Source organism: Actinocatenispora thailandica (assembly GCF_016865425.1).
Lineage (GTDB): Bacteria > Actinomycetota > Actinomycetes > Mycobacteriales > Micromonosporaceae > Actinocatenispora > Actinocatenispora thailandica.
On record NZ_AP023355.1, the window covers coordinates 2236052 to 2258435 of the forward strand.

Genomic DNA, 22384 nt, shown 5'->3' on the forward strand with positions numbered 1-22384 from the left:
CGTACCGGGGGTGGCGCCGCAGCGCCGCCGGCCGGCACCGATGACAGGAGAGAACGCATGCAGGTGTTGGTGACCGGCGGTGCCGGGTTTGTCGGCAGCCGGCTCATCCGCGGGCTGCTGGCCGAGTTCGGCGACATCCACATCGTGTCGGTGGACAACTACTTCACCGGCACCCTGGCCAACCACGTCGACGACGAGCGGGTCGAATACCTGCACGACAGTACGGTCAACGTGCGCAAGCTGTGGGCCGACCGCGGCGGCGACCTGGACGCGGTCTTCCACCTGGGCGAGTACTCCCGCATTCCGCAGTCGTTCGACGAGCCGGACCGGGTCTGGGAGTACAACATGTACGGCACCAAGGAGGTCGTCGCGCTCGCCCAGGAGCACGGCGCCAAGCTGGTGTACGCGGGGTCCAGCTCCAAGTTCGGCAACGGCGGGCAGGACGAGAACCTCAACCCGTACGCGTGGATCAAGGCCAAGAACGTCGAGTACATCCGCAACGTGTCCAACTGGTACGGACTGGACTACGTCGTCACCTACTTCTACAACGTGTACGGGCCGGGCCAGATCACCGACGGCCCCTACGCCACCGTCATCGGCATCTTCGAGCGGCAGTACGCCAAGGGCGAGCCGCTGACCGTCGTCGAACCCGGCACCCAGACCCGCGACTTCACCCACGTCGACGACATCGTCTCCGGCATCATCACCTGCTACCGGCACGGCAGCGGCGACGGCTACCTCCTCGGGTACGGGCAGGAGCGCAGCCTGCTGTCGGTCGCGAAGCTGTTCGACGCGCCGTACGTGCTGATCCCGGCCCGGCGCGGGGAGCGCACCGAGGGCCAGGCCGACACCTCGAAGGCCCGCGCCCTGGGCTGGCAGCCCACCATCGACCTGGCCGACTACGTCGAGCGGCGCAAGCGCGAACTCGCCTGACAGCGCGCCGGCGGGCCCGGCCGGCCGCGGCGCCGGCGAGGTCGCCGTGCCACGGCCGGCGGCGGTCAGGGCCACCAGCGGTGACCGGCGGTGAGCTCGGTCAGTTCGGCGAGCCGGCCCGCGGATCCCGGGTGGGCAGCGTCCGGCCGGTCCAGGCTCTCCGCGAGGTCCGCGACCAGGTGGGCCGCCTCCCGCAGCTCGCAGCCGGTGCGCAGCGCGTCGACCGCCGTCCCGGTGACGCGGCCCAGTACGTCGAGGACGGCGTGCAGGTGCGGTCCGCTGAACCGGGCCAGGAAGAACCAGTCGTCGACCGGGTCGCCGTAGCGGGCCCATTCGAAGTCCAGCAGGGCGCTGACCCGCCCGTCACAGGTCAGCCAGTTGTCCCAGTGGCAGTCGGCGTGCACCGGCACGTCGGTACCCGCCCGCGCCGGCGCGCGCTCGGCGATCGTCCAGAGCCGGTCCAGTACCGGTGCGGGTAGCCCGAGCCCGGCGGCGACCCGCTCCACCCCGGCCAGCAACTCGTCGCGGCCGGTGAACCCGCCGTGGTCCATCGGCTCCCGCAGGATCCGCCCGGCCGCCGCCGGTGGGCGCCAGGCATGCAGCATGCCGATCCGCTCGGCCGCCTGCTCGGCCAGCCGGCGAGCGGTCGGCTCGTCGACGCCGGGCAGGCCCATCCGCGGTGCCGTGCCCGGCATCCGGGCGTAGCAGGCGTACCGGACCTGGCCGGCCCCGGACCCGTACCGCCCGCTGCGCAGCAGCGGCGGCGCCAGCCCCTCCGGTAGCCGGGACACCAGCGCGACCTCCCGGTCCAGCCGATCGTGCCGGTCGACCTCGATGACCTTGACGACGATGTCGGCGCCGACCGACACCCGGTGCGAGAGGCTGCCCACCAACGACAGCGGCCCGGGATCTCGGCCCAGCACCGACGCCGCGATCGCCGCCGCGGCGACGTCCAGGTGCGCGCGATCGGACATCAGCGTTCGACCGCTGGGCTGGTCGTGCATCGGGCCGCTCCGATCGGTGGGGCGTCGTCGGCCTCGACCATGCCACAGCCGCCACCCGCCAGCCGCGTACCCGCCACCCGGCGGCGCTCCCGGCTGGTCGTCGCGCAGCGAACGTGTCGGCCGTGCTGCGCTCGGTTGACACCGTCGCCCGGATCGTCCTACTGTCCATCCCGATCCATAGACATAGTACGTCCTATGTCCGCGCGGCCGACGCCGCAGAGAGGGGATCGCACATCATGAGCAGACCGCACGGCCGGGCGGTTTCCGCCCGCAGACCCGGCGTGGTGGCGGCACTGGCCGCCATCCTGCTGGCACTGACCACCGCGGCCGCAACCGCCGCACCGGCACGGTCCACCGGAGCCGGAGCCGGAGCCGGGGCCGGAGCCGGGGTCGGGGTCGGGGCCGGGGCCGGGGCCGGGGTCGGGGTCGGGGCCACCGAACCCGCGCCCGCCTTCGACCAGCAGGTGCTGTTCCGGGCGCCGACCGACCTCGCCCACGGCTGCTACCGGATCCCCGCCATCGTGCGCAGCACCCGGGGCACCCTGCTCGCGTTCGCCGAGCACCGGCTGGACAACTGTGGCGACGCGGGGGACATCGACCTGGTCGTCCGGCGCTCCACCGACGGCGGCCGGACCTGGGGCCCGGAACGACTCGTCAACGCCGGCCACGGCGACACCCACGGCAACCCGGTGCCGATCGTGGACCGCCGGACCGGCCGCATCCTGCTGATCAGCACCTACAACCTCGGCCGCAGCGACTCGCAGGGCTGCGCCACGCCCTGCCCGCGCACCCCGCACCTGCAGTACTCCGACGACGACGGTCGCAGCTGGTCGACCCCGCGCGACATCAGCGCGCAGATCAAGCGGCCGGACTGGGACTCCTGGTACGCCAGCGGGCCCAACCACGGCATCCAGCTCCGGTACGGCACGCACGCCGGCCGACTGGTGTTCGGCGTCAACGCCGAGACCAGCGACGGCGCCGGGCACCCGATCGCCAACCACGCCGCGCTGATGTACTCCGACGACGGCGGCACCGACTGGCACATCGGCGCGGTCGACACCTTCCGGTATCCGGCGGGCGGCACCAGCACCCAGAAGCCGTCCGAACTCAGCGTCGCCGAACGCACCGACGGGTCGATCTACGTCGCCGGGCGCGAGCAGGGCGGCACCGACGTCGGCAACCGTGACTACGCGGTCAGCCGGGACGGCGGCGAGACGTTCTCGACCCCGTTCCGTACGATCCCGGACCTGGTCACGCCGATGGTCGAGGGTTCGGTACTACGGCTGGCCGGTAGCCGGCGGATGCTGTTCGCGTCGCCGTCCGACACCGACCGGCGCCGCTGGATGATGATCCGCTCCTCCTACGACGAGGGCCGCACCTGGGACGACGCGGACCAGGGCAGGCTGATCACCACCGACTGGTCCGGCTACTCCGACCTGGTGCAGATCTCGGCCGACGGCATCGGCCTGCTGTACGAGGGCGGCACCGTCGACGCCCGCGACGAGATCCGGTTCGCCCGCTTCAACCAGGAGTACCTGGGGTTCCACCCGTCACCCGGGCCCAGCACACCGGACGTCTCCGGGCAGCACGCCGACGCGCACCTGATCGGGCCGTGGGCCGGCTCCGGATCCTCCCGCTGCCAGGGTGGAACGGCGTGCGGTCCCACGCTCACCGACGGCCGTTACGGCTCGGCCGTCTCGCTGGACGGCTCGGACGGCTTCGTCCGCGTCCCGTACGACCCGGCGCAGCTGCCCGGCGCGGGCGACTTCACCTGGACCGCCTGGTTCCGGTACGGCGCCAGTACCGGCAAGCAGGCGATCCTGTGGCTGGGCGGGATGGGAAGCAGGGCGCCGCAGGTCTGGCTGCGCGGTGAACCGGCCAACCACCGGCTGATCGCGCTGATGACCACCGCGCAGGGCACCGCGTCGATCGCCAGCGCCTCGGCGTACGCCGACCAGCAGTGGCACCACGTGGCGCTGGAACGCCACGCCGGCCGGCTGACGATGTACGTGGACGGAGCCGCGGTCGCCGCCGGCGACGCGGTCGCCGGTTCGGTCAGCCAGACCGTGTCGTTCCAGATCCAGGTCGGCCAGCGGCTGGACAACGCCTGCCGGTTCGACGGAGCGCTGGACGAGGTTCGCGGCTACGACCGGGCGCTGAGCGCCGACGAACTGGCCGCGGTCCGCGCCAACGCCCCGGTCCGCGACGGCCTGGTGCTGCGCCTCCCGTTCGACTCGGTCGACCCGGACTGACCAGGCACGCGTCCGGCCCGGCACCTGTGGTCGGTGCCGGGCCGGACGCGGTGCTCGGTCGAACTCAGCTGTCCCCGCCGGCCTCCGCCTGCGGAGCCGCGTTCACGTCGTCCAGCTGGTACTTCTTGAACGCCTGCGCCGGTACCTGCGCGTCGACCTCGCCGCGGCGGGCCAGCTGGCGCAGCGCCGTGACCGTGATCGACTCGGCGTCCACGTGGTAGTGCCGGCGCAGCGCCCCGCGGGTGTCGGAGTGGCCGAACCCGTCGGTGCCCAGCGCGGTGAAGTCGGTCGGCACGTACCGAGCGATCAGGTCCGGCACCGCCCGCATGTAGTCGCTGACCGCCACCGCCGGCCCGGCCGCGTCGGCGAGCTTGGCGGTCACGTACGGCGTGGCCGCCTCCTGCTCCGGGTGCAGCAGGTTGTGCTCCTCGACCCGGTCGGCGTCGCGGCGCAGCTCGGTCCACGAGGTCACCGACCACACGTCGGCCGACACGCCCCAGTCGTCGGCGAGCAGCTGCTGCGCCTTCAACGCCCACGGCATCGCCACGCCCGAGGCGAGCAGCTGCGCCTTCGGACCGTCACCGGCGCCCCGCGCGTACCGGTAGATGCCCTTGAGCAGCCCCTCGACGTCCAGGTCCGCCGGCTGTGGCGGCTGGACGATCGGCTCGTTGTAGACGGTGAAGTAGTAGTAGACGTCCTCCGGCGCGTCGCCGTACATCCGGCGCAGGCCGTCCTTGACCAGGTGCGCGATCTCGTACGCGAACGCCGGATCGTAGCCGACGACCGCCGGGTTGGCGTACGCCAGCAGCGGCGACTGGCCGTCCTGGTGCTGCAGCCCCTCGCCGTTGAGCGTGGTGCGCCCGGCCGTGGCGCCGAGCACGAAACCGCGCGCCATCTGGTCCGACGCCGCCCAGAACCCGTCGCCGGTGCGCTGGAAGCCGAACATCGAGTAGAAGATGTACAGCGGGAGCATCGGCACGCCGTGGGTGGCGTACGCGGTGCCGGCGGCGGTGAACTCGGCGACCGACCCGGCCTCGGTGATCCCCTCGTGCAGGATCTGGCCGTTGGTGGCCTCCCGGTACGCGAGGAACAGGTCCCGGTCGACCGGCGTGTAGGTCTGCCCGTGCGGCGAGTAGATCTTCGCCGTCGGGAACAGCGAGTCCATCCCGAACGTGCGTGCCTCGTCCGGGATGATCGGCACCACGTGCGCGCCGAACTCCTTGTCCTTCATCAGCTCCTTGAACAGCCGCACGATCGCCATCGTGGTGGCGACCTTCTGCTTGCCGGAGCCGGCGGCGAACATGTCGTACCGCTCCGGTTTCGGCGCTGGCATCGCGATCACCGGATGCCGGCGCTCCGGCAGCGAGCCGCCGAGATGCTTGCGGCGCTCCATCATGTACTGCCACTCGTCGGACGACTCGCCCGGGTGGAAGTACGGCGGCAGCACCGGGTCCAGCGCCGAGTCGGGGATGTCCAGGTAGAGCCGGTCGCGGAAGCTCTTCAGGTCGTCGGCCTTGAGCTTCTTCATCTGGTGGGTGGCGTTGCGGGCCTCGAAGTGGCTGCCCAGCGTCCAACCCTTGATCGTCTTGGCCAGGATGACGGTCGGCTGGCCGGTGTGCTCGGTCGCCGCCCGGTACGCCGCGTACAGCTTGCGGTAGTCGTGGCCGCCGCGCTTGAGGTTCCAGATCTCGTCGTCGGAGTAGTTCTCCACCATCCGGCGGGTGCGCGGGTCGCGCCCGAAGAAGTGCTCCCGGACGTACGCCCCGTCCTCGGCCTTGTAGGTCTGGTAGTCGCCGTCCGGCGTCACGTTCATCAGGTTGACCAGGGCGCCGTCGGCGTCGGCGGCGAGCAGCGGGTCCCACTCCCGGCCCCAGATCACCTTGATCACGTTCCAGCCGGCGCCGCGGAACAGGCCCTCCAGCTCCTGGATGATCTTGCCGTTGCCGCGGACCGGGCCGTCCAGCCGCTGCAGGTTGCAGTTGACCACGAAGGTCAGGTTGTCCAGCTCCTCGCGGGCCGCGAGGGTGATCGCGCCGAGCGTCTCCGGCTCGTCCATCTCACCGTCGCCGAGGAACGCCCACACGTGCTGCTGGCTGGTGTCCTTGAGACCGCGGTTGTGCAGGTAGCGGTTGAACCGCGCCTGGTAGATCGCCCCCAACGGGCCGAGACCCATCGAGACGGTCGGAAACTCCCAGAAGTCCGGCAGCAGCCGCGGGTGCGGGTAGCTCGGCAGCCCGCCACCCGGGTTGCTGAACTCCTGCCGGAACCCGTCCAGCTGGCGCTCCGACAGCCGGCCCTCCAGGAACGCCCGCGCGTACATGCCGGGCGACGCGTGCCCCTGGAAGTAGACCTGGTCGCCGCCGCCGGGATGGTTCTTGCCCCGGAAGAAGTGGTTGAACCCGACCTCGTACAGGCTGGCCGCCGAGGCGTAGGTGGAGATGTGCCCGCCGACCTCGACGCCCGGCCGCTGCGCCCGGTGCACCTGGATCGCCGCGTTCCACCGGATGTACGCCCGGATCCGGCGCTCGATGTACTCGTCGCCCGGGAACCAGGGTTCCTGCTCGGGCGGGATCGTGTTGATGTAGTCGGTGCTGGTCAGCGCGGGCACACCGACCTGGCGCTCCCGAGCCCGTTCCAGCATGCGCAGCATGACGTAGCGCGCACGCTGCCGGCCGCGGCTGTCCACGACCGCGTCCAGCGACTCGACCCATTCGGTGGTTTCCTCCGGGTCGATGTCCGGAATCTGGCTCGGGAGCCCGTCGCTGATCACCGGGCGCTTGCGTTCCGTGGCCACGGGTCGTCCCTCGTCATCTCTTGTGGAGTCTTCTGCTGCTGCCATCCTGCCTCCGATCGCCGGGTCGCGTCACGCGGGTCCGATCGGTGGGCGAGGATCGGCGCATGTACTCCCAGGAGATCACCGTCCGCACCGGGGCCAACCCCACCGTCGCCGACCTGACCGACTCCGCGCAGCGTTTCCTGGCCGGGGCCGGGCGCGTGGACGGCCTGCTGCACGTGTTCGTACCGCATGCCACCGCCGGCGTGGCGATCCTGGAGACCGGCGCCGGCTCCGACGAGGATCTGCTCACCGCGCTGGACGAGCTGCTGCCCGCCGACGGCCGCTGGCGGCACCGGCACGGCAGCCCAGGTCACGGCCGCGACCACGTGCTGCCCGCGCTGATCCCGCCGTACGCGACGGTGCCGGTGCTGGACGGCCGGCTGACGCTCGGTACCTGGCAGTCGATCTGCCTGGTAGATACCAATATCGACAACCCTGTCCGGACGGTTCGGTTCTCCCTGCTGTCGGGCTGAGGCCGGGGCCGGTTGCGAGGTCGTTGCGGACCAGGTCGGCAGATGCTCTACCGTGTGCCGGTGTCTCGACCCCGCATCAATCCCATCCTGGCGGTCTGGCTCGGCGTTCTGCTGCTGATGGCGGTGATCGCCGCCATCGTGGGCGGCTTCCAGGCGCGAACGTACTTCGACGGCGAGAAGGTCACCGCCGTCGTCGGCTACTGCGAGACGCACCAGGAGTACTCGGGCGGCAGCAGACACACCAAGACAACCTGTCACGGTCACTGGACGACCTCGGACGGCACCCGGCACGAGGGGACGATCCCCAACGCCGGGCGGTCCGACGAGGGGCGCCAGGTGACCCTGCGTGCGCTCGGTGACCGGGTCGTCTCCGGCAACGTGTTCGGCGCGTTGTGGCCGTTCGCGCTGACTGTCGGCGCGCTGGCCGTCATCGTGCTCATCCTCGTCGTACGGCACAAGGTCCGACGCTCGGCTCGGAGGGCGCCGGCCGACCCGGTCCGGTCCGGCCAGTCGGATCACGCTCCGTGATTTGACGGTCGAGGACGGCGCCTGTCGCCGGCCGCGAGTTCGGGCGGCGGCGGGCGGGGCGGCCCGGCCGTGCCGGTGTGCCCGTGTCGCCGTGCACGTGCCTCGGTGACCTACGGTGGGCGGCGTGTTCTCCAGACCCGTGCGTACCGTCGGTTGGCTGGTCATCGCCATCCTGATGACGGTCGTCTTCACTGCTGTCGGAATCTTCCAGGCACACACCTACTTCTCCGGCGAGACGGTCACCGCCCACGTCGACCGGTGCCAGACGCGCCGGGTCCACTCGCGGCACGGCAGTCACAACGAGACGGACTGCTACGGCACCTGGAAGACCGCCGACGGCCAGCAGCACGACGGCGAGATTCCCGGTGCCGACAGCAACTCCGACGAGGGCAAGGACGTGCAACTGCGGGCGCTCGGCGACGACGTCGTCGAGGACAGCTCGCTGGGCGCCCTGTGGCCGCTGGGCGTCGCCGCCCTCGGCGTGGTGCTGTCCGTCGCCGCCGGGTTCGCGGTGCGCAGATCGCTGCGCGGGTTCCGCGGCGGCATCCTGGCCGGCGGCTTCGGCCGGGGCCGCCGCCCGCCCACGCAGTACGGCCCGCCACCCCCGCCGTACGGGCAGCCGTCCGCCCCGTACCCGCCGGCCGGCGCCCCGCCGGCCGGCCAGCCCGGTGCCCCGCAGTACGGGCAGCCGCCCGGGTACGGGGCACCCCAGTACGGCCCGCCCGGGCAGTACGGCGCGCCCCAGCACGGCCAGCAGCCGCCCCCGCAGTACGGGACGCGACCGCAGGCCGGGCCGGTCCCCGGGCAGTACGGCGCGGGTGCGCCGCGGGCCGATCCGACCGGTTCGCCGCCGCCCGGTGGTTACCCGCCGTCGTCACCCGGGTACCCGACCCGGTAAGGGTGGGGCTCCCCGGACGGCGGGAGACACGTTAGTCTCCCGCCAACCCGTGTGTCCCACTCCGGCCCGGTGCCGGGATTCGCCGCGCCGGGACGGCTCGGGGAACGTAACTTGGTCGGTGCGGCACCATTGCGGTGGCGTATGGGACTATCCGCTGCGGCGCCCGTTCGGGCGCCACGGGGGCGACGACGAGGAGGCACTCGACAGTGAGCGCGACGGCTGGTCAGGCCGACGGCGTGACGAACGTGGCGGAACGGCTCGGGATCGAGCCGAGCAGCATCGTCACGGAGATCGGCTATGACGAGGACGTCGATGAACAACTCCGCGAGGCGGTCATCGACCGCTGTGGGGAGATCGTCGATGAGGACACCGACGAGGTTGTCGACGTGGTCCTGCTGTGGTGGCGGGAGGACGACGGTGACCTGGTCGAGACCCTGATGGACGCCCGGAGCCCACTGGCCGACACCGGGATGATCTGGCTGCTGACCCCGAAGCCGGGGCGCGACGGCCATGTCGAGCCCAGCGAGATCTCCGAGGCCGTGCGCACGGTCGGGTTCCAGCAGACCAGCAACATCAACGCGGCACGGGACTGGTCCGGCGCCCGGCTGGTGACGCCGAAGGCGGGTCGCGGCAAGCGCTGACCGGTCATGCCGTCGACGGGCCGGGCCGTGCCAGACCGCCTGGCCGTCGGTGCCGGGTGCGCGGCCGGCGGCGGGTCCCCGATCCGCCACCGGCCGCTGGGTCGTGCCCCGGGCAGCCGTCGGGCTGCCGGTGGGGTCACCCCCGGCCGGTGGCATGCTGAGCACGACCACCGGCGCCGTGGCGGCGGTACCGTCGGCGCTCCGCGCCGGCAGCACCCTGCGCCGCGCCGCCGTCGGGCAACAGACGAGGAGCGTTCGAGAGCACATGCCGATCGAGGTGGGCGCCCAGGCGCCGGATTTCACGCTGAAGGACCAGAACAACCAGGACGTGGCGCTGTCGGACTTCCGCGGCGACAAGAACGTGCTGTTGGTGTTCTACCCGCTGACGTTCACCGGCGTCTGCCAGGGTGAGCTGTGCGAGCTGCAGGAGAACCTGACGCAGTACCAGACCGACGACGCGCAGGTGCTCGCGGTCAGCGTCGACTCGCCGTACACGCACAAGGTGTGGGCCGATCGGGAAGGCTACGACTTCCCGATTCTCGCCGACTTCTGGCCGCACGGCGCCGTCGCCACCGCGTACGGGGTGTTCAACGACGCGGCGGGCATCGCCAACCGCGGTACGTTCCTGATCGACAAGCAGGGCGTGGTGCGCTTCGCCGAGATGAACCTGCCCGGCGACGCCCGCGACCAGGGCGCCTGGCGCAAGGCCCTGGCCGAGGTTGCCTGATCGTCCCCGACTGGCGGCGGGTACCCTCGTCGCCAGCCCGGGCGCGTAGCTCAGCGGAAGAGCACTCGCCTTACAAGCGAGGGGTCGCAGGTTCGAACCCTGCCGCGCCCACCACCCGGCCACCAGTCAAGACCGACGTCTTTCGAACCGAACTCGATCTTGCCCAGGCCCTCTGACATCACCGGCTGACATCAACCGTCCTGCCCGAGGGCGTCACCAAGGCGGCCCGCACGCGGGCCGCAGCGCCGGCCGCTCGGCCGGCGCGCGCCCACACCTCCAGCGCGGCGCGCGCAGTCCGGCAGCCGGCGCCCGAACGACAGCGGCCCGCACCCTCCGTTGATGATCCTCAACGGAGGGTGCGGGCCGTCTGCATGCTGGCGGCACGGTCTTTGCCTCCGGCGGGGGCTCCGGCTCCAGGATGGGGGAGGAGCCAGCGCGGGTACCGGATCGCGAGTGGCTGGTGGCTCCCATCCCGCCTGCCGACGACCCAGGCGAAGCCGTAGCAGACCGCGACCAGGGCGCCAAGGTCGTTCGTCCAGTAGGGCGCTCCACCTTGGCGCCCTGGCCACGGCCTGCTACCCCAAGGGTGGGTCGACGGCAGGCGGGATGGGAGAAGAATCGGGGAAGATGTTGCATTCGAATGTCGGTAGGTTCAGGCCATGCCTTGGGAACTGCCGCCCGATCCGGCGGAAGACGTGAGCAGCCGGGAAGAACTTGCGACATTCGTGCGCGCGCTCCAGGACGATTTCGCCCGCCGGGGCGAGGAGTGGGAGAATCCGACGCTCGACCGGTTCCTCGAAGCGCTCGCCGCGTGGATCAAGGACTCGCCGGGTTGGTACAAGAACTTCGGCCAGTCGATGCCGGAGTCGGGCGACTGGAAGTTCTTCGCGCGTGCGCTGGCAGCAGCGGTCATCTATGAGTGAACACCACGCCTGTGCCTGACATCAGCAGTTGACATCAACGACGACGGACGAGAGCGGATCATCCGATACATCAGGGCAGCGGCACCCGCTCTGCCGGACGAGTCGAGACGGTGACGGACCGGGCGGGTGCGCCTTACAAGCGAGGGGTCGCAGGTTCGAACCCTGCCGCGCCCACCACCCGGCCACCAGTCAAGACCGACGCTTCTCGAACAAGAAGTCGCCACAGCGGGCGACACGGTGCAGCCGAGGGCGATGCTCGACCTGCCCACGATGCGGTGCACCGAACGGCTTCCAGCGCGCCACCGTCGGCCTACCGAGAAGTGTCGGACCACGGTCGAGGTGACGCTCGGGTGTCCGGGTCATGCCGCCTTGGTCGCCGACGAACACCAGCTGCCGGTGATGAGGTCGGCCCCGGGCCGGGCGCAGCAGCTCGGCAAGCTGCCGGACGGCTTCGGCGGCAAGTCCCACGTCGCTCGTAGCAGCCGCGAGGGCTTCCAACTCCTGAACCAGCACCATCGACTGACGCGAATTGAAGTACGTGTGGTCGTACTTGTCGACGCCGGCCAACAGCGGGTAGCGAGCCGGATCCCCCGCAGCGACCGCGCACAGTCGGTTGACGTCCACCGGAGCTTCCAGCCTGCCGACGACAGCACCGCTGTATTCGACGACACGAACTCCGATTGCCACCACGGCATCATCCCAGCCGGCGGCCAGTCGAGGTCATCGACGCGGGCGGCGAGCGGCGCCGCGTCCGGAGCCAGGTCGGGGGTTGAGTCGGCCGCCCGATCGTCGTGTCGTACGGGCCGGATCGGCGCGCCTGGTTAGGGTGGCGCGGTGCGGGCGGTACGGGGCGGGTTGTGGTTGCTGACGCTCGTCCTCCTGTCGTGGGCGGCGGTGCGGGTCGCCGGCGTGTTGCCGCCGTGGCCGGGGGTCGCGGTGCTGGCGCTGACGCCGTGGGCGGTGCTCGCCGCCGCGGTGATGGCCGGGCTGGCACTGCTGGCGCGGGCGGTGTGGGCGGGCCTGGCGGCCGCCGTCGCGATGGTGGCGCTGGTGGCCGTGGTGGTCCCGCGGGCGTGGGGCTCCGGTGAGGAACGCACCGGCCGAGCCCTGCGGGTGATGACGGTGAACCTGCGGATCGGCGGCGCCGACGCGGGTGACGTGGTGCGGCTGGTCCACGAGGGCAAGGTCGACGTGCTGGCACTGCAGGAGTTCACCGCGCCGGCGCAGCGGCGGCTGGATCGGGCCGGGCTCGCCCGGCTGCTGCCGTACCGGGTGGCCGATCCGGCGCCGTATGCCGCCGGCTCGGCGCTGTACTCCCGGTTGCCGCTGTCGGACGAGCGGACGCCGACCGGGATCGGCGGGTTCGTGCAGGCGTCGGCGACGGTGACGATGCCCGGCGGTACCCGGCTCGCGGTGCGCTCGGTGCACCCGTGCTCGCCGTACACCGCGGACCACCAGGGCTGCTGGACCCGCGGCATCGCGGCGGAACCGGCGGCCACCCCGCACGGCGTGCGCCGGGTGCTGCTCGGCGACTTCAACGCCACGCTGGACCATCCGCCGCTGCGCCGGCTGATCGCCACCGGTTACCGGGACGCGGCCGACGTGACAGGGTCCGGGTGGCGTCCGACGTGGCCGGACGATCCGTTCCCGGCGGTCACCCTCGATCACGTGCTGGCCGACCGCCGGCTGGCAGTGCACGCGTACCAGGTTCGCCGGGTCGCCGGCACCGATCACCGCACCGTGCTGGCCACCCTCGTCGTCACCTGACCGGCACGCGGATGCCAGCCGTCCGGCCCACGGGCCAGCGATCCGTCCGCGCCGCTGCCAGCCGGACGCGCCGGACGCCGTTCGTCTGCACCGGGAGGGCGTCGCGTTCCGACTGGTCGGGGCGCCACCGAGCGCTGGTCCGCAGGTGCCGGGCGGCGTTTCGTGACCGAGGGTCGCGGGCCGCTGGGGTCAGGCGGCGCGAACCGGGCGGCGCATCGCGACCCGGGTGGCCGGGTCGAGGCCGAAGGCCACCTCGGCACGCAGCAGCGCCGCCAGGCCGGGACCGGGCGCGCCGATCTCGACGAAGCCGAGCCGCGCGTAGTACGGCGCGTTCCACGGCACATCGCGGAAGGTGCACAGGGTCAGCGCCGGCAGACCGCGGGCAGCGGCCCAGCCGTCCACGTGGTCGATCAGCCGGGCGCCGAGGCCGCGACGGGCATGGCTGGGCGCCACGCTGAGCTGCTCGACGTGCGCCGCGCCGTCGACCAGGTCCACCAGCACGAACCCGACCGGTACCGCGCCGTCGGCGAGGACGAACGCGCGGCCGTCCCGGACGTACCCCAGGTACTGCTCGTCGGTCGGCACCGGGTTGTCGGCGATCCAGCCCAGCCCGACGGCGCGGAATGCGGCACCCGCGGCGACCTGGATCTCGGCGAGGGCCCGGACGTCGTCCGCCGCCGCGGCTCTGATCTGCATCATCCGTCGACCCCATCACACCGTTCCGGCGCACCGCACCCGGGTTGTTCCGGCCCGGCTCGGTTCGGAACGCCTTCGCACCGGCGATCCGGGTCGGGCGGCGTCGAGCCGCAGGTCGGACGGCGGCCCGTGCCGAGGCGGGCCGGGTTCGGGGCCGCTTCGACCCTGCGGGGCGGATTCGGGATCGCTCCGCGGCCGGGTCGTGACCGAGCGCCGCGATGCTGACCGGATGCGTACCGTCGGTGTCGCGGCGCGGTGGGTGGCGCATCCGGTGACGCTCGCCGCCGCCGGCATCCTGCTGTTCAACGACCGGATCGGCAAGGCGCTGTGGCCGGGCCTTCTCACCGGCAAGGCCAGCGACGTCGCCGGCCTGGTCGTCGCGCCCGCCGCGCTCGCCGTACTGGTCGCTCTGCTGGTACCGCGCGCACCGGTGCGGCTCGTCGGCACCGGGGCGCTGGCGGCGACCGGGGCCGGCTTCGTACTGGCGAAGGCGACCGCCACCGGCAACGCGCTCGCGGTCGCCGGCTGGCAGCACGTCGCCGGCAGCGGGCAGGTGGTCCGCGACCCGACCGACCTGCTCGCGCTCCCCGCCCTGCTGCTCGCCTCCCTCGTCTGCCGCACCGTCGCCCGCCGTACCCTCGCCGCCAGTTCGGTGCCTGCCCGGCCCGCCCGCCGTACCGCCGGGGGCGCCGTCGTTCGTCGGGCCGCTGCGGGCGGTGGGGTCGTTCGACGTGCCACCGGAACCGCCAGCCGGTTCGGACGGTGGCACCGGTCCGGTTCGGTGCGGACGGCGGCACGGTGGGGCGGCGCGCTGCTGGGCGCGCCACTCGTGCTGGTGGCGCTGGCCGGCACCTCGGCGTTGCCGCAACAGCCGGCGGTGACCAGGGTGCTCGCCGACGGGGACCAGGTCGTCGTGGCCGGCACGATCCGTCCGGCGATCGGAACCCCGGACGGCGGGTGGCGGCGTCTCGGCCGCACCGACGCGCGCCGGCTCGGCATCGATCGCAGCGGCGCCGAACTGCCGCCCGCGCACACGCTCGCCTGCGTACCCGGCGTCACCGGGCACTGCTTCCGGATCCCCGGTGCGGTCGAGGATCCCGGCTCCGCCGAGCCCCCGCGGGGTGCTGCCGCGTTATGGGTGCAGGAGAGTACCGACGGTGGAGCCAGCTGGCGCCCGGCGTGGCGGCTGCCACCGGGGCGCTGGGAGTACCTGAAGCGGGCGCACGATCTGCTGCCCGGCCGCGACGACGGGCTGCTGGCCAGCACCGACATCGTGGTCCGGCCGGTCGCCGGTGGCTACCAGGTCGTCGTCGCGAACGGAGTGGAGGGCCTCGCGGTACGGGACCCGGGCGGTGGCTGGCGACGCGTCGCGGTGCGGCTGCCAGAGACCAGCGCGATCACCCCGTTGCCCTTGTCGGGCTTGGGGGTGGGCGTCACCGGTCGGCTGGCCGCGGCGCCGCTGCTGGCACTGATCGGCGCCATCGCGGCGATACTGGCGATGTTCGTCCGGTGCCGCCGTGCCGGGTGGTGGTCGGTATCGAATGGTGAGTTCTCCGCGGTCACGGTGAGTGCGGTCGCGGGCCTGCCGGTCGGCGTCATGTTCGCTGTCGCCGGCGCCCTCGTGCAGGCGTGGCAGCCGACGATCGCGTTGGGTGTGTTCGTCCTGGCCGGGACGGTGGCGGCCGTGCTGGGCCAGTCCGCGGTGCCACGCCGTCGTGCCTGGCTGCTGATCCTGGTGCCGTTCGTGGTCGGCGCCGGCTACGCGCTGCCGTACCTCGGCTGGTCGCTCGGGCTGCCGGTGAACCTGTCCGACGCGTCGCTGTGCGCGTTCGCCGCCACGGTGGACTCGTTGGCCGCGTCGGTGGCGTTGGGCTGGTGGCTCGGTGGCTCGCCGGCCGTCGCGACGCTACCGCCGGCGGTCGTGGACATGCCCCCCTGGTACGGCGGGCCCCGCCAGTCCTGACACCGTGGTCGACCTGAAACGTCGGGTCGGCTCTGCAACCTCGGGGAAGCTCTGGAGCCCGGGTCAGCCGGCGTACGGGAGTGGCGGGAGGCCGCCGACCGTGGGGCGGTGCGCGAACACGGCGCCGGCGTAGCGCTGCTCGTCGGTGGTGGCGTCCACGGTCGAGGTGGTCACGTAGAGGGTGGCCAGGTCGGCGCCGCCGAAGGTGCAGGCGGTGACGTGCCGGACCGGCACCGGGACGTGCTCCTCCAGCTCGCCCGTGGGGGAGTAGCGGCGGATCGCGCCGCCGCCCCACAGCGCGACCCACAGGTGCCCCTCCGCGTCGAGGGTCAGCCCGTCCGGCGCGCCGTCGTCCGGCGGTACGGTCACCACCGGCCGGCGGCGGCCGAACGCGCCGTCCTGGACGTCGAACGCGTCGATCCGGGCCGTCGCGGTGTCCACGTAGTAGGCGGTGCCGCCGTCCGGGGTGAACGCCAGCCCGTTGGAGATGGTGACCCCGGTCAGCACGGTGTGCGTGCTGCCGTCCGGGTCGAGCCGGTACAGCGCGCCGGCGCCGGGCCGGCCGTCGTAGCCCATCGAACCGCAGTAGAACCGGCCGCCGGTGTCGCAGCCGCCGTCGTTCATCCGTACCGTCGGGTCGGCCCACAGCTCCGGCAGCGGCCGGGGCGGCGCGTCCGGCGCGTCCAGCAGGGCGAAGCCGTGCTCGACCGCCACCACCAGGCCGCCGCCGGTGCGCGGGCGCAGCGCGGCGGCGACGGTACCGACGTGGTGGCGGGTCACCGGGCCGCCGCCCGGCGGTGTACCGAGCAGGTCGCCGCGTTCCAGGTCGACCCAGCGCAGCAGGCCGGCCGCCGGATCCCAGCAGGGACCCTCGCCGTGCCCGGCGACCGGTGCACCGAGCTGCTCCACCAGCACGCCTCCTCGCCGTCGATCGGGCTACCTGCTCGGCCCGATGCCCGGTACCGCGGGGTGCCGCACCGGCGATCGGAGCAGCGCGCCCGCGTCGCAGGTCACTCAGTCTGGCAGAAACCGGGCCCGGAGGTCGGGCCGCAGGTAGGCGGCCGGGGACGCGATGGACAGCCCGCCGTCGACCGGCAGCACGGCGCCGGTGACGAAGCCGGCCGCGTCCGACGCGAGGTAGTGCACCGCACCGGCCACGTCGGCCGGCGTGCCGACCCGGCCCAGCGGGTACCCGTCGGCCACGTGCGGCAGGTCCGCGTTGCCGATCATGCCCGGCGCCACCGCGTTCACCCGCACCCCGACCGGCCCGTACTCCAGCGCGAGCTGCCGGACCAGGCCCTCCAGCCCGGCCTTGGCCGCCGCGTACGCGGGCAGGCCGGGTGCGGCGAGCGTCGCGTTGACCGAGCTGACCGCGACGATCGCGGACCCCCGCGGCATCCGCGGCAGCGCGGCCCGGCACACCGCGAACGCGGTGCCCAGGGTGGCGTCGAGCCCGGTGCGCCACTGCTCGTCGGTGGTGCCGGTGATCGGCGCGACCGGCATCACCGCCGCCGCCAGGACCACCACGTCGAGCCGCCCGAACGCCCGGATCGTGGCGTCCACCGCCGACTGCGCGCCGGTCGCGGTCGAGCAGTCCGCGGCGAGCGCCACCTGGTACGGCGGGGTCGGTGGCCGCTCCAGCGCGACCCCGGCGACCTGGTCACCGCCGCCAACCACCCGCTCGTCGTCGCCCGGCGAGCGGTCGCGCCCGGTCGCTCGCCGGTGCGCGCCGACGGCCGGGTCGGCACCTTTCGCGGGCTCGGCGGCGAAGGTCTCGGCGATGGCGACGGCGATCGGTGCGGACGCGCCGACCACCAGCACCCCGCGGCCGGTCATCGCGGGTACCGCGGCAGGTTCAGCTCGGCCAGGATCGCCGCCAGCGCCGCGAGGGTACCGGCGTCCGCGTCGCGGGCCGGCGCGCGCACCGCCGCCGAGTCGAGCACGCCGCGCTGGACCAGCGCGTGCTTGTGGATCGACCAGGCGAGGCCGGGCTGCAGCCCGAACCGGATCAGCGGCAGCAGCCGGTCGAACCCGGCGCGGTCGCTGTCCCGCAGCACCACCGCGAGCGCGTCGGCGAACTCGCAGGCCGGCATCGAACCGACCGCGCCGCGCTGGTACTCGTCCAGGGCGAACAGCGCGTTCTGGCCGCCGAGCACGTCGAAGTCGTCGGCGGTGGCCGCGGCGACCGCGGCGATCTTCGGCACCGTGGGCTGCGGTTCGATCTTCACCGCGGTGACCCCGTCCAGCGTGGACAGCTTCGCGAGCAGCTCGACCGGCATGGTCACCCCGGTCGAGCCGGGGGCGTCCTGCACCATCACCGGCAGGCCGACCGCGGCGGCCAGCTCGCCGTAGAAGTCGACCAGCTGGTCCGCGGTCGGCTTCACCTGGTACGGCGGGATCACCATCAGCGCGCTCGCGCCCGCGTCCGCGCACGCCGCCGCCTGTTCGATCGCGGGTCGGATCGCGGTCGCGTTGATGCCGGCGACCAGCGGCTGGTCCGGGGCCAGCCCGCGGTCCACGATGCGCAGGATCTGCTCGCGGTCGGCGGCGGTGAGGGTGAACCCCTCGCTGGCGAAGCCGAACACTGCGACGCCGTCGACGCCGCACCACTGCTGGAAGTCGACCAGCCGGCGCAGCCCGTCGGTGTCCAGGTCACCGTTGTCGGTGAAGGGGGTGGCCAGTACCGGGATCAGGCCCCGGGTCAGTCCGCTTCTCAACGCAGCTCCTCGGTTGCGGCACGGGTGGCGGCCTCGACCGCCGCGGCCTGCTGGGTGGCGGCCTCGACCGCCGCGGTGTCGACCGTGATGCCCAGGCCGGGTCCGGTCGGTACCGCGAAGCCGGTGGGGCCGCCGGTGATCGGTTCGGTCAGGATCCGGTTGGCCATCGGCACGGTGCCCGGTTGGTACTCGAAGGCCGGCAGTGACTCGACCGCGGCGGCGACGTGGATGCCGGCGGCGAGCGCCACTCCGAGCCCGACCGAGTGGTGCGGCGCGGTCGGGATGTGGTGCGCGGCGGCCAGCCCCACGATGTTCATCGCCTCGGTGATCCCGGTCCGGGCGACGTCCGGCTGGCACAGGTCGACCGCGCGCCGGGCCAGCCAGTCACCGAACTCGTACCTGTTGCGCAGCGCCTCGCCGACCGCCACCGGGGTGACCAGGTCGGCGGCCAGCTCGGCGTGCGCGGTGACGTCCTCGGGTGCGAGCGGCGCCTCCAGGAACCAGCCGCCGCGCTCGTCCAGCCCGCGGCCGAGGCGCTGCGCGTCGGCGAGGTCGTACGCCCAGTGCGCGTCGATGGCGACCCGCAGGTCGGGGTGTACGGCGGCGACCGCGTCGAAGGTGGCGAGGTCGGCGGCGACCCCGTACCCCAGTGCCAGCTTGACGTGCCGCACTCCCTGGTCGACCCACTCGCGGGCGAGCTCGGCGCGCTGCTCGTCGGTGGGTCGGGGCAGGCCGGAGACGTAGCTGGGCACGTGCTCCCGGTACGCCCCGCCGAGCAGCGCGTGCACCGGCCGCCCGGTGAGCTGCCCGGTGAGGTCCCACAGTGCGATGTCGACCGCGGCGAGCGCGTCGGCCTGGTGGCCGACCAGGTGCCCGCGCTCCCGCATTAGCCCGGACATCATCGTCCACAGTGGACGAACTCGGGTCGGGTCCCGGCCGAGCAGGGCGGGCGCGAGCAGCCGGTCGATCGCGGCGGCGACGATCTGCGGCCCGACCGGGGCGAGTGCCTCGCCCCAGCCCGTGGCGCCCTCGTCGGTGTCGACGCGCACCAGCACCGTCTCGAAGTGCCGCGAGTACAGGCTGCGCCAGGGCGGACGGGTGAAGTAGTCGTCGCCGGCCGGATGGGCGCCGTCGGGCAAGGCGCCCAGGTAGGCCTCGCGACCGGTGAGTCGAAGCGGGTAGGCCCGCACCGCGCTGATCCTCATGCGGTACCGGCCGAAGAATGGTTGACGGCTTGCAACATGAGGTTTATGTTTCCACATATTGCAAGCCAGTTACAAGAGAGGGCGCCGTGGCGACCGAAGTTGGCAACAATCAGTCCGTGGAGCGGGCCTTCGCCGTGCTCTCGGCGTTCACCGGGGGGCAGCCCGAGCTGCGGGTCTCCGATGTCGCCAAGCGCGCTGGCCTCGGGCTGTCCACCGCGTCCCGGCTGCTGACCACGTTGGAGTCGGTCGGCGCGGTCGAGCGCGACCCGGTCTCCGGGCTGTACCGGCTGGGCCTGGACCTGGTCACCTACGCCGGCATCGCGCTCAACCAGAACCGGGTGCACCGGGCCGCCCGCCAGCTGTCCCAGGAACTCGCCGCCCGGCTCGGCCTCGGCGCGAACGTCGCGGTGCGGCGCGGCGACACGCTCTGCTACCTGCTCAACTTCGAGGGCGCGAAGGCCCGACGCAACTCGGTGCTGATCGGGGCGCACAACCCGCTGCACGCCACCGGGCTGGGCAAGTGCCTGCTGTCCGGGCTGAGCCCGGCGCAGCGGCGCGAGCTGCTGCCGGCCGACCAGCTCGTCGGCTACACCCCGCACACGCTCACCGACCATCAGCGCCTCGACGCGGAGCTCGACCAGCTCGCCGCGCACGGCTACACGAAGGAGGTCGAGGAGCTGGCGTTCAGCCGGGCCTGCGTGGCGGCACCGATCCGGGACCAGGCCGGCGAGGTGGTCGCCGCGCTGTCGGTGTCCGGCCCGCTGTCGGCGATCGATCTGCCGCAGCGCGAGGACGAGCTGTCCCGCGCCGTCGTGGAGACCGCCGACTCCATCAGCATCGCCCTCGGCTACGCCGGGCCGCACGCCGCGGGAGCCAGCGCATGACGACCGCCGACGCGGGCCGCACCGCGGGGGCGGCATGAGTACCGTGAGCCGGTTCCGGCGCGAGCGCGGGGATCGGCTGTCCAACGGGATGGTCGGGTTCCTGCTGACCGTGCCGGCACTGCTGCTGCTCGGTGGGGTGGTCTGCTACCCGCTGGTCTCCGGCCTGGTGACCAGCCTCTACAAGCAGAGCCTGGTGCTGCCCGGCCGGTCGTTCGTCGGCCTGGACAACTTCCGGTCGGTGCTGTCCGGCGACTTCTGGCCGGCGCTCGGGCACACGCTGGTGTTCACCATCGGTACCACGGCGGCGTCGTTCCTGCTCGGTTTCGGCCTGGCGCTGGCGCTCGACGTCGGCCTGCGCGGCCGGGCGGTACTGCGGGGCCTGTTCCTGTTCCCGTGGGTGCTGCCCAGCGTCGTGGTCTCGTTCCTGTGGCTGTGGATCTTCAACGCGAACTACGGCGTGCTCAACGGCGTGCTGATGAAGCTGCACCTGATCGGCGACCCGGTCGCCTGGCTGGGTCAGCCCGGGACGGCGATGCTCGCGGTGATCGTGGCGAAGACCTGGAACAGCTTCCCGTGGATGATGGTGATGCTGCTGGCCGGGCTGCAGACGGTGCCGCGCGACCTGCACGAGGTCGCCGCGCTGGACGGCGCTGGCGCGGTGCGCCGGTTCCGGGCGGTGACCCTGCCGCACCTGCGGCCGATGATCGGCATGGTGCTGCTGCTGGAGATGATCTGGAACTTCCAGCACTTCGACACGATCTACGTGATGACCGGTGGCGGTCCGGCGGGTGCCACCACCACCTTCGCGGTCTCGGTGTACGACACCGCGTTCAAGGGGTTCGACCTGGGCAGTGCCGGTGCGATCGGCGCGCTGTGGATGTTGATCCTCAGCGTCCTGGTGGTCGGCTACGTCTGGCTCTCGGAAAGGCGGTCGGCATGAACCCGGCTCCCGGGTACCCGTCGCGGTGCGCGGCTCGATCGCGGGCACTCGACACCGTGCGCACTTCGGAGGTGTCCCGATGACGGTGGCGACCGCGACGCCGCAGCGCGCGGCGACGAGCAAGGTGGCGGCCGGCGCGGCGCGGCGGCGCGGCCGGGGAGGTCGCGTCGGTGCGGTGGTCGCGATCGTGGTGATCGGCTGCTTCGGCCTGCTCCCGGTGTACTGGCTGCTGGTGACCGCGTTCAGCCCGACCGGCGACGTGTTCGCGTTCCCGCCGCACCTGGTGCCCCGGCACCTGACGCTGTCGCACTTCGACAACCTGCTGCACACCCCGAAGCTGCTGCGCTACCTGCTCAACAGCGTGCTGGTGTCGCTGATCACCGCCGCGCTGTCGGTGCTCGTCTCCGCCTACTGCGGCTACTCGTTCTCCAAGTTCCGCTACGCCGGCCGCCGGTCGTTGATGTACCTGGTACTCGCCTCGCAGATGTTCCCGCAGGCGCTGCTGCTGATCACGATCTACCTGGTGTTCAGCGCGACCGGGCTGCTCAACAGCTATCTCGCGCTGGTGCTGTCGTTCACCACGTTCACCCTGCCGCTGTGCATCTGGATGCTGAAGGGGTTCTTCGACACCATTCCCGACGAGCTGATCGAGGCCGCCCGGGTGGACGGCGCGCCCACCCGGACGATCATCCACCGGATCATGATGCCGATCGCGGCACCGGGCCTGATCGCGGCCGGCCTGTTCGCGTTCATTCGCGGCTGGAACGACTTCATCTTCGCGCTCACCCTGGCCGGGCCGGACCGGCAGACGTTGCCGCCCGGGTTGGTCAACACCTATGTCGGCGAGTTCCAGACCGCCTGGCCGGACCTGATGGCCGCGTCGCTGGTGACCTCGCTCCCCGTCGTCATCGCCTTCGTCGTACTGCAACGCCACCTCGTCGCGGGTCTGGCCAGCGGTGCGGTGAAGGGCTAAGAGGCCCGGTGGGCCTCCGACCGA

General features: G+C 72.7%; 21 protein-coding genes and 1 tRNA gene. 14 read left to right on the top strand and 8 right to left on the bottom strand.

Annotated features, from left to right (window positions below; genetic code table 11):
- Positions 1–57: 57 nt before the first annotated feature.
- On the top strand, positions 58–933 hold the full coding sequence (locus Athai_RS09940; RefSeq protein WP_203961236.1) for an NAD-dependent epimerase/dehydratase family protein: 876 nt from the start codon (positions 58–60) through the stop codon (positions 931–933).
- Positions 934–998: 65 nt separating this feature from the next.
- Here the strand turns inward: Athai_RS09940 and Athai_RS09945 are convergent, their stop codons facing one another.
- Complete coding sequence (locus tag Athai_RS09945; RefSeq protein ID WP_203961237.1) at positions 999–1937, bottom strand: phosphotransferase family protein; 939 nt, start codon at positions 1935–1937, stop codon at positions 999–1001.
- Positions 1938–2173: 236 nt separating this feature from the next.
- Here Athai_RS09945 and Athai_RS09950 point away from each other — a divergent pair, with 236 nt between their 5' ends.
- Complete coding sequence (locus Athai_RS09950) at positions 2174–4189, top strand: sialidase family protein (protein WP_203961238.1); 2016 nt, start codon at positions 2174–2176, stop codon at positions 4187–4189.
- A 64-nt stretch (positions 4190–4253) separates the two neighbouring features.
- Here Athai_RS09950 and aceE read toward each other — a convergent pair whose 3' ends face one another.
- The gene (aceE, locus tag Athai_RS09955; protein WP_203961239.1) at positions 4254–6983 is read right to left on the bottom strand and encodes a pyruvate dehydrogenase (acetyl-transferring), homodimeric type; all 2730 of its coding nucleotides are present in this window, start codon (positions 6981–6983) and stop codon (positions 4254–4256) included.
- Positions 6984–7087: 104 nt separating this feature from the next.
- On the opposite strand from aceE, the gene Athai_RS09960 reads away from it, so the two are divergent.
- The 7 genes from Athai_RS09960 to Athai_RS09990 all read left to right on the top strand — a co-directional run bounded on the left by Athai_RS09960 (position 7088) and on the right by Athai_RS09990 (position 11215).
- Positions 7088–7498: a secondary thiamine-phosphate synthase enzyme YjbQ gene (locus Athai_RS09960; protein WP_203961240.1), complete on the top strand. Its 411-nt coding sequence runs from the start codon at positions 7088–7090 to the stop codon at positions 7496–7498.
- 60 nt (positions 7499–7558) lie between these two features.
- Entirely contained in the window at positions 7559–8026 is a 468-nt protein-coding gene (locus tag Athai_RS09965) for a hypothetical protein (protein ID WP_203961241.1), read from the top strand.
- Positions 8027–8150: 124 nt separating this feature from the next.
- Entirely contained in the window at positions 8151–8924 is a 774-nt protein-coding gene (locus Athai_RS09970; RefSeq protein ID WP_203961242.1) for a hypothetical protein, read from the top strand.
- Between the two features lie 206 nt (positions 8925–9130).
- Positions 9131–9565 (top strand): DUF3052 domain-containing protein, encoded by a 435-nt coding sequence (locus Athai_RS09975; RefSeq protein ID WP_030444372.1) that lies wholly within the window; start codon positions 9131–9133, stop codon positions 9563–9565.
- 265 nt (positions 9566–9830) lie between these two features.
- A complete protein-coding gene (locus Athai_RS09980; protein ID WP_203965460.1) occupies positions 9831–10292 on the top strand; it encodes a peroxiredoxin in 462 nt (153 codons plus the stop codon).
- Positions 10293–10331: 39 nt separating this feature from the next.
- A tRNA-Val gene (locus Athai_RS09985) sits at positions 10332–10406 on the top strand.
- Positions 10407–10951: 545 nt separating this feature from the next.
- Complete coding sequence (locus Athai_RS09990) at positions 10952–11215, top strand: DUF7660 family protein (RefSeq protein WP_203961243.1); 264 nt, start codon at positions 10952–10954, stop codon at positions 11213–11215.
- 189 nt (positions 11216–11404) lie between these two features.
- On the opposite strand, the gene Athai_RS09995 is transcribed toward Athai_RS09990, so the two are convergent.
- Entirely contained in the window at positions 11405–11902 is a 498-nt protein-coding gene (locus tag Athai_RS09995) for a hypothetical protein (RefSeq protein ID WP_203961244.1), read from the bottom strand.
- Between the two features lie 147 nt (positions 11903–12049).
- Here Athai_RS09995 and Athai_RS10000 point away from each other — a divergent pair, with 147 nt between their 5' ends.
- Positions 12050–12982: an endonuclease/exonuclease/phosphatase family protein gene (locus Athai_RS10000; RefSeq protein ID WP_239156840.1), complete on the top strand. Its 933-nt coding sequence runs from the start codon at positions 12050–12052 to the stop codon at positions 12980–12982.
- Positions 12983–13171: 189 nt separating this feature from the next.
- Here the strand turns inward: Athai_RS10000 and Athai_RS10005 are convergent, their stop codons facing one another.
- Positions 13172–13681, bottom strand: a complete 510-nt coding sequence (locus Athai_RS10005; RefSeq protein WP_203961245.1) for a GNAT family N-acetyltransferase — start codon at positions 13679–13681, stop codon at positions 13172–13174.
- 226 nt (positions 13682–13907) lie between these two features.
- Here Athai_RS10005 and Athai_RS10010 point away from each other — a divergent pair, with 226 nt between their 5' ends.
- Entirely contained in the window at positions 13908–15641 is a 1734-nt protein-coding gene (locus Athai_RS10010) for a hypothetical protein (RefSeq protein WP_203961246.1), read from the top strand.
- Between the two features lie 63 nt (positions 15642–15704).
- On the opposite strand, the gene Athai_RS10015 is transcribed toward Athai_RS10010, so the two are convergent.
- From Athai_RS10015 to Athai_RS10030, 4 genes are all read right to left on the bottom strand, one after another.
- Positions 15705–16550 carry an SMP-30/gluconolactonase/LRE family protein gene (locus Athai_RS10015; RefSeq protein WP_203961247.1) on the bottom strand — a complete coding sequence of 282 codons (846 nt, stop codon included), beginning with the start codon at positions 16548–16550 and terminating at the stop codon, positions 15705–15707.
- A 105-nt stretch (positions 16551–16655) separates the two neighbouring features.
- On the bottom strand, positions 16656–17477 hold the full coding sequence (locus Athai_RS10020; protein ID WP_203961248.1) for an SDR family NAD(P)-dependent oxidoreductase: 822 nt from the start codon (positions 17475–17477) through the stop codon (positions 16656–16658).
- A complete protein-coding gene (locus Athai_RS10025) occupies positions 17474–18358 on the bottom strand; it encodes a dihydrodipicolinate synthase family protein (protein ID WP_239156841.1) in 885 nt (294 codons plus the stop codon). The genes Athai_RS10020 and Athai_RS10025 overlap by 4 nt, the downstream gene beginning before the upstream one ends.
- Positions 18355–19563 carry a mandelate racemase/muconate lactonizing enzyme family protein gene (locus tag Athai_RS10030; protein WP_203961249.1) on the bottom strand — a complete coding sequence of 403 codons (1209 nt, stop codon included), beginning with the start codon at positions 19561–19563 and terminating at the stop codon, positions 18355–18357. The genes Athai_RS10025 and Athai_RS10030 overlap by 4 nt, the downstream gene beginning before the upstream one ends.
- An 86-nt stretch (positions 19564–19649) precedes the next feature.
- Between Athai_RS10030 and Athai_RS10035 the strand changes: the two genes are divergently transcribed.
- The 3 genes from Athai_RS10035 to Athai_RS10045 all read left to right on the top strand — a co-directional run bounded on the left by Athai_RS10035 (position 19650) and on the right by Athai_RS10045 (position 22360).
- A complete protein-coding gene (locus Athai_RS10035) occupies positions 19650–20447 on the top strand; it encodes an IclR family transcriptional regulator (RefSeq protein ID WP_239156842.1) in 798 nt (265 codons plus the stop codon).
- 34 nt (positions 20448–20481) lie between these two features.
- Positions 20482–21387 (top strand): carbohydrate ABC transporter permease, encoded by a 906-nt coding sequence (locus Athai_RS10040; protein ID WP_203961251.1) that lies wholly within the window; start codon positions 20482–20484, stop codon positions 21385–21387.
- 79 nt (positions 21388–21466) lie between these two features.
- A complete protein-coding gene (locus Athai_RS10045) occupies positions 21467–22360 on the top strand; it encodes a carbohydrate ABC transporter permease (protein ID WP_203961252.1) in 894 nt (297 codons plus the stop codon).
- The last annotated feature ends 24 nt before the right edge of the window (positions 22361–22384 follow it).

Coding starts and splice junctions, on each gene's coding strand:
- Athai_RS09940 (WP_203961236.1), top strand. CDS start 58: ATGCAGGTGTTGGTGACCGGCGGTGCCGGGTTTGTCGGCAGCCGGCTC.
- Athai_RS09945 (WP_203961237.1), bottom strand. CDS start 1,937: ATGCACGACCAGCCCAGCGGTCGAACGCTGATGTCCGATCGCGCGCAC.
- Athai_RS09950 (WP_203961238.1), top strand. CDS start 2,174: ATGAGCAGACCGCACGGCCGGGCGGTTTCCGCCCGCAGACCCGGCGTG.
- Athai_RS09960 (WP_203961240.1), top strand. CDS start 7,088: ATGTACTCCCAGGAGATCACCGTCCGCACCGGGGCCAACCCCACCGTC.
- Athai_RS09980 (WP_203965460.1), top strand. CDS start 9,831: ATGCCGATCGAGGTGGGCGCCCAGGCGCCGGATTTCACGCTGAAGGAC.
- Athai_RS09990 (WP_203961243.1), top strand. CDS start 10,952: ATGCCTTGGGAACTGCCGCCCGATCCGGCGGAAGACGTGAGCAGCCGG.
- Athai_RS10005 (WP_203961245.1), bottom strand. CDS start 13,681: ATGATGCAGATCAGAGCCGCGGCGGCGGACGACGTCCGGGCCCTCGCC.
- Athai_RS10010 (WP_203961246.1), top strand. CDS start 13,908: ATGCGTACCGTCGGTGTCGCGGCGCGGTGGGTGGCGCATCCGGTGACG.
- Athai_RS10020 (WP_203961248.1), bottom strand. CDS start 17,477: ATGACCGGCCGCGGGGTGCTGGTGGTCGGCGCGTCCGCACCGATCGCC.
- Athai_RS10030 (WP_203961249.1), bottom strand. CDS start 19,563: ATGAGGATCAGCGCGGTGCGGGCCTACCCGCTTCGACTCACCGGTCGC.
- Athai_RS10040 (WP_203961251.1), top strand. CDS start 20,482: ATGAGTACCGTGAGCCGGTTCCGGCGCGAGCGCGGGGATCGGCTGTCC.
- Athai_RS10045 (WP_203961252.1), top strand. CDS start 21,467: ATGACGGTGGCGACCGCGACGCCGCAGCGCGCGGCGACGAGCAAGGTG.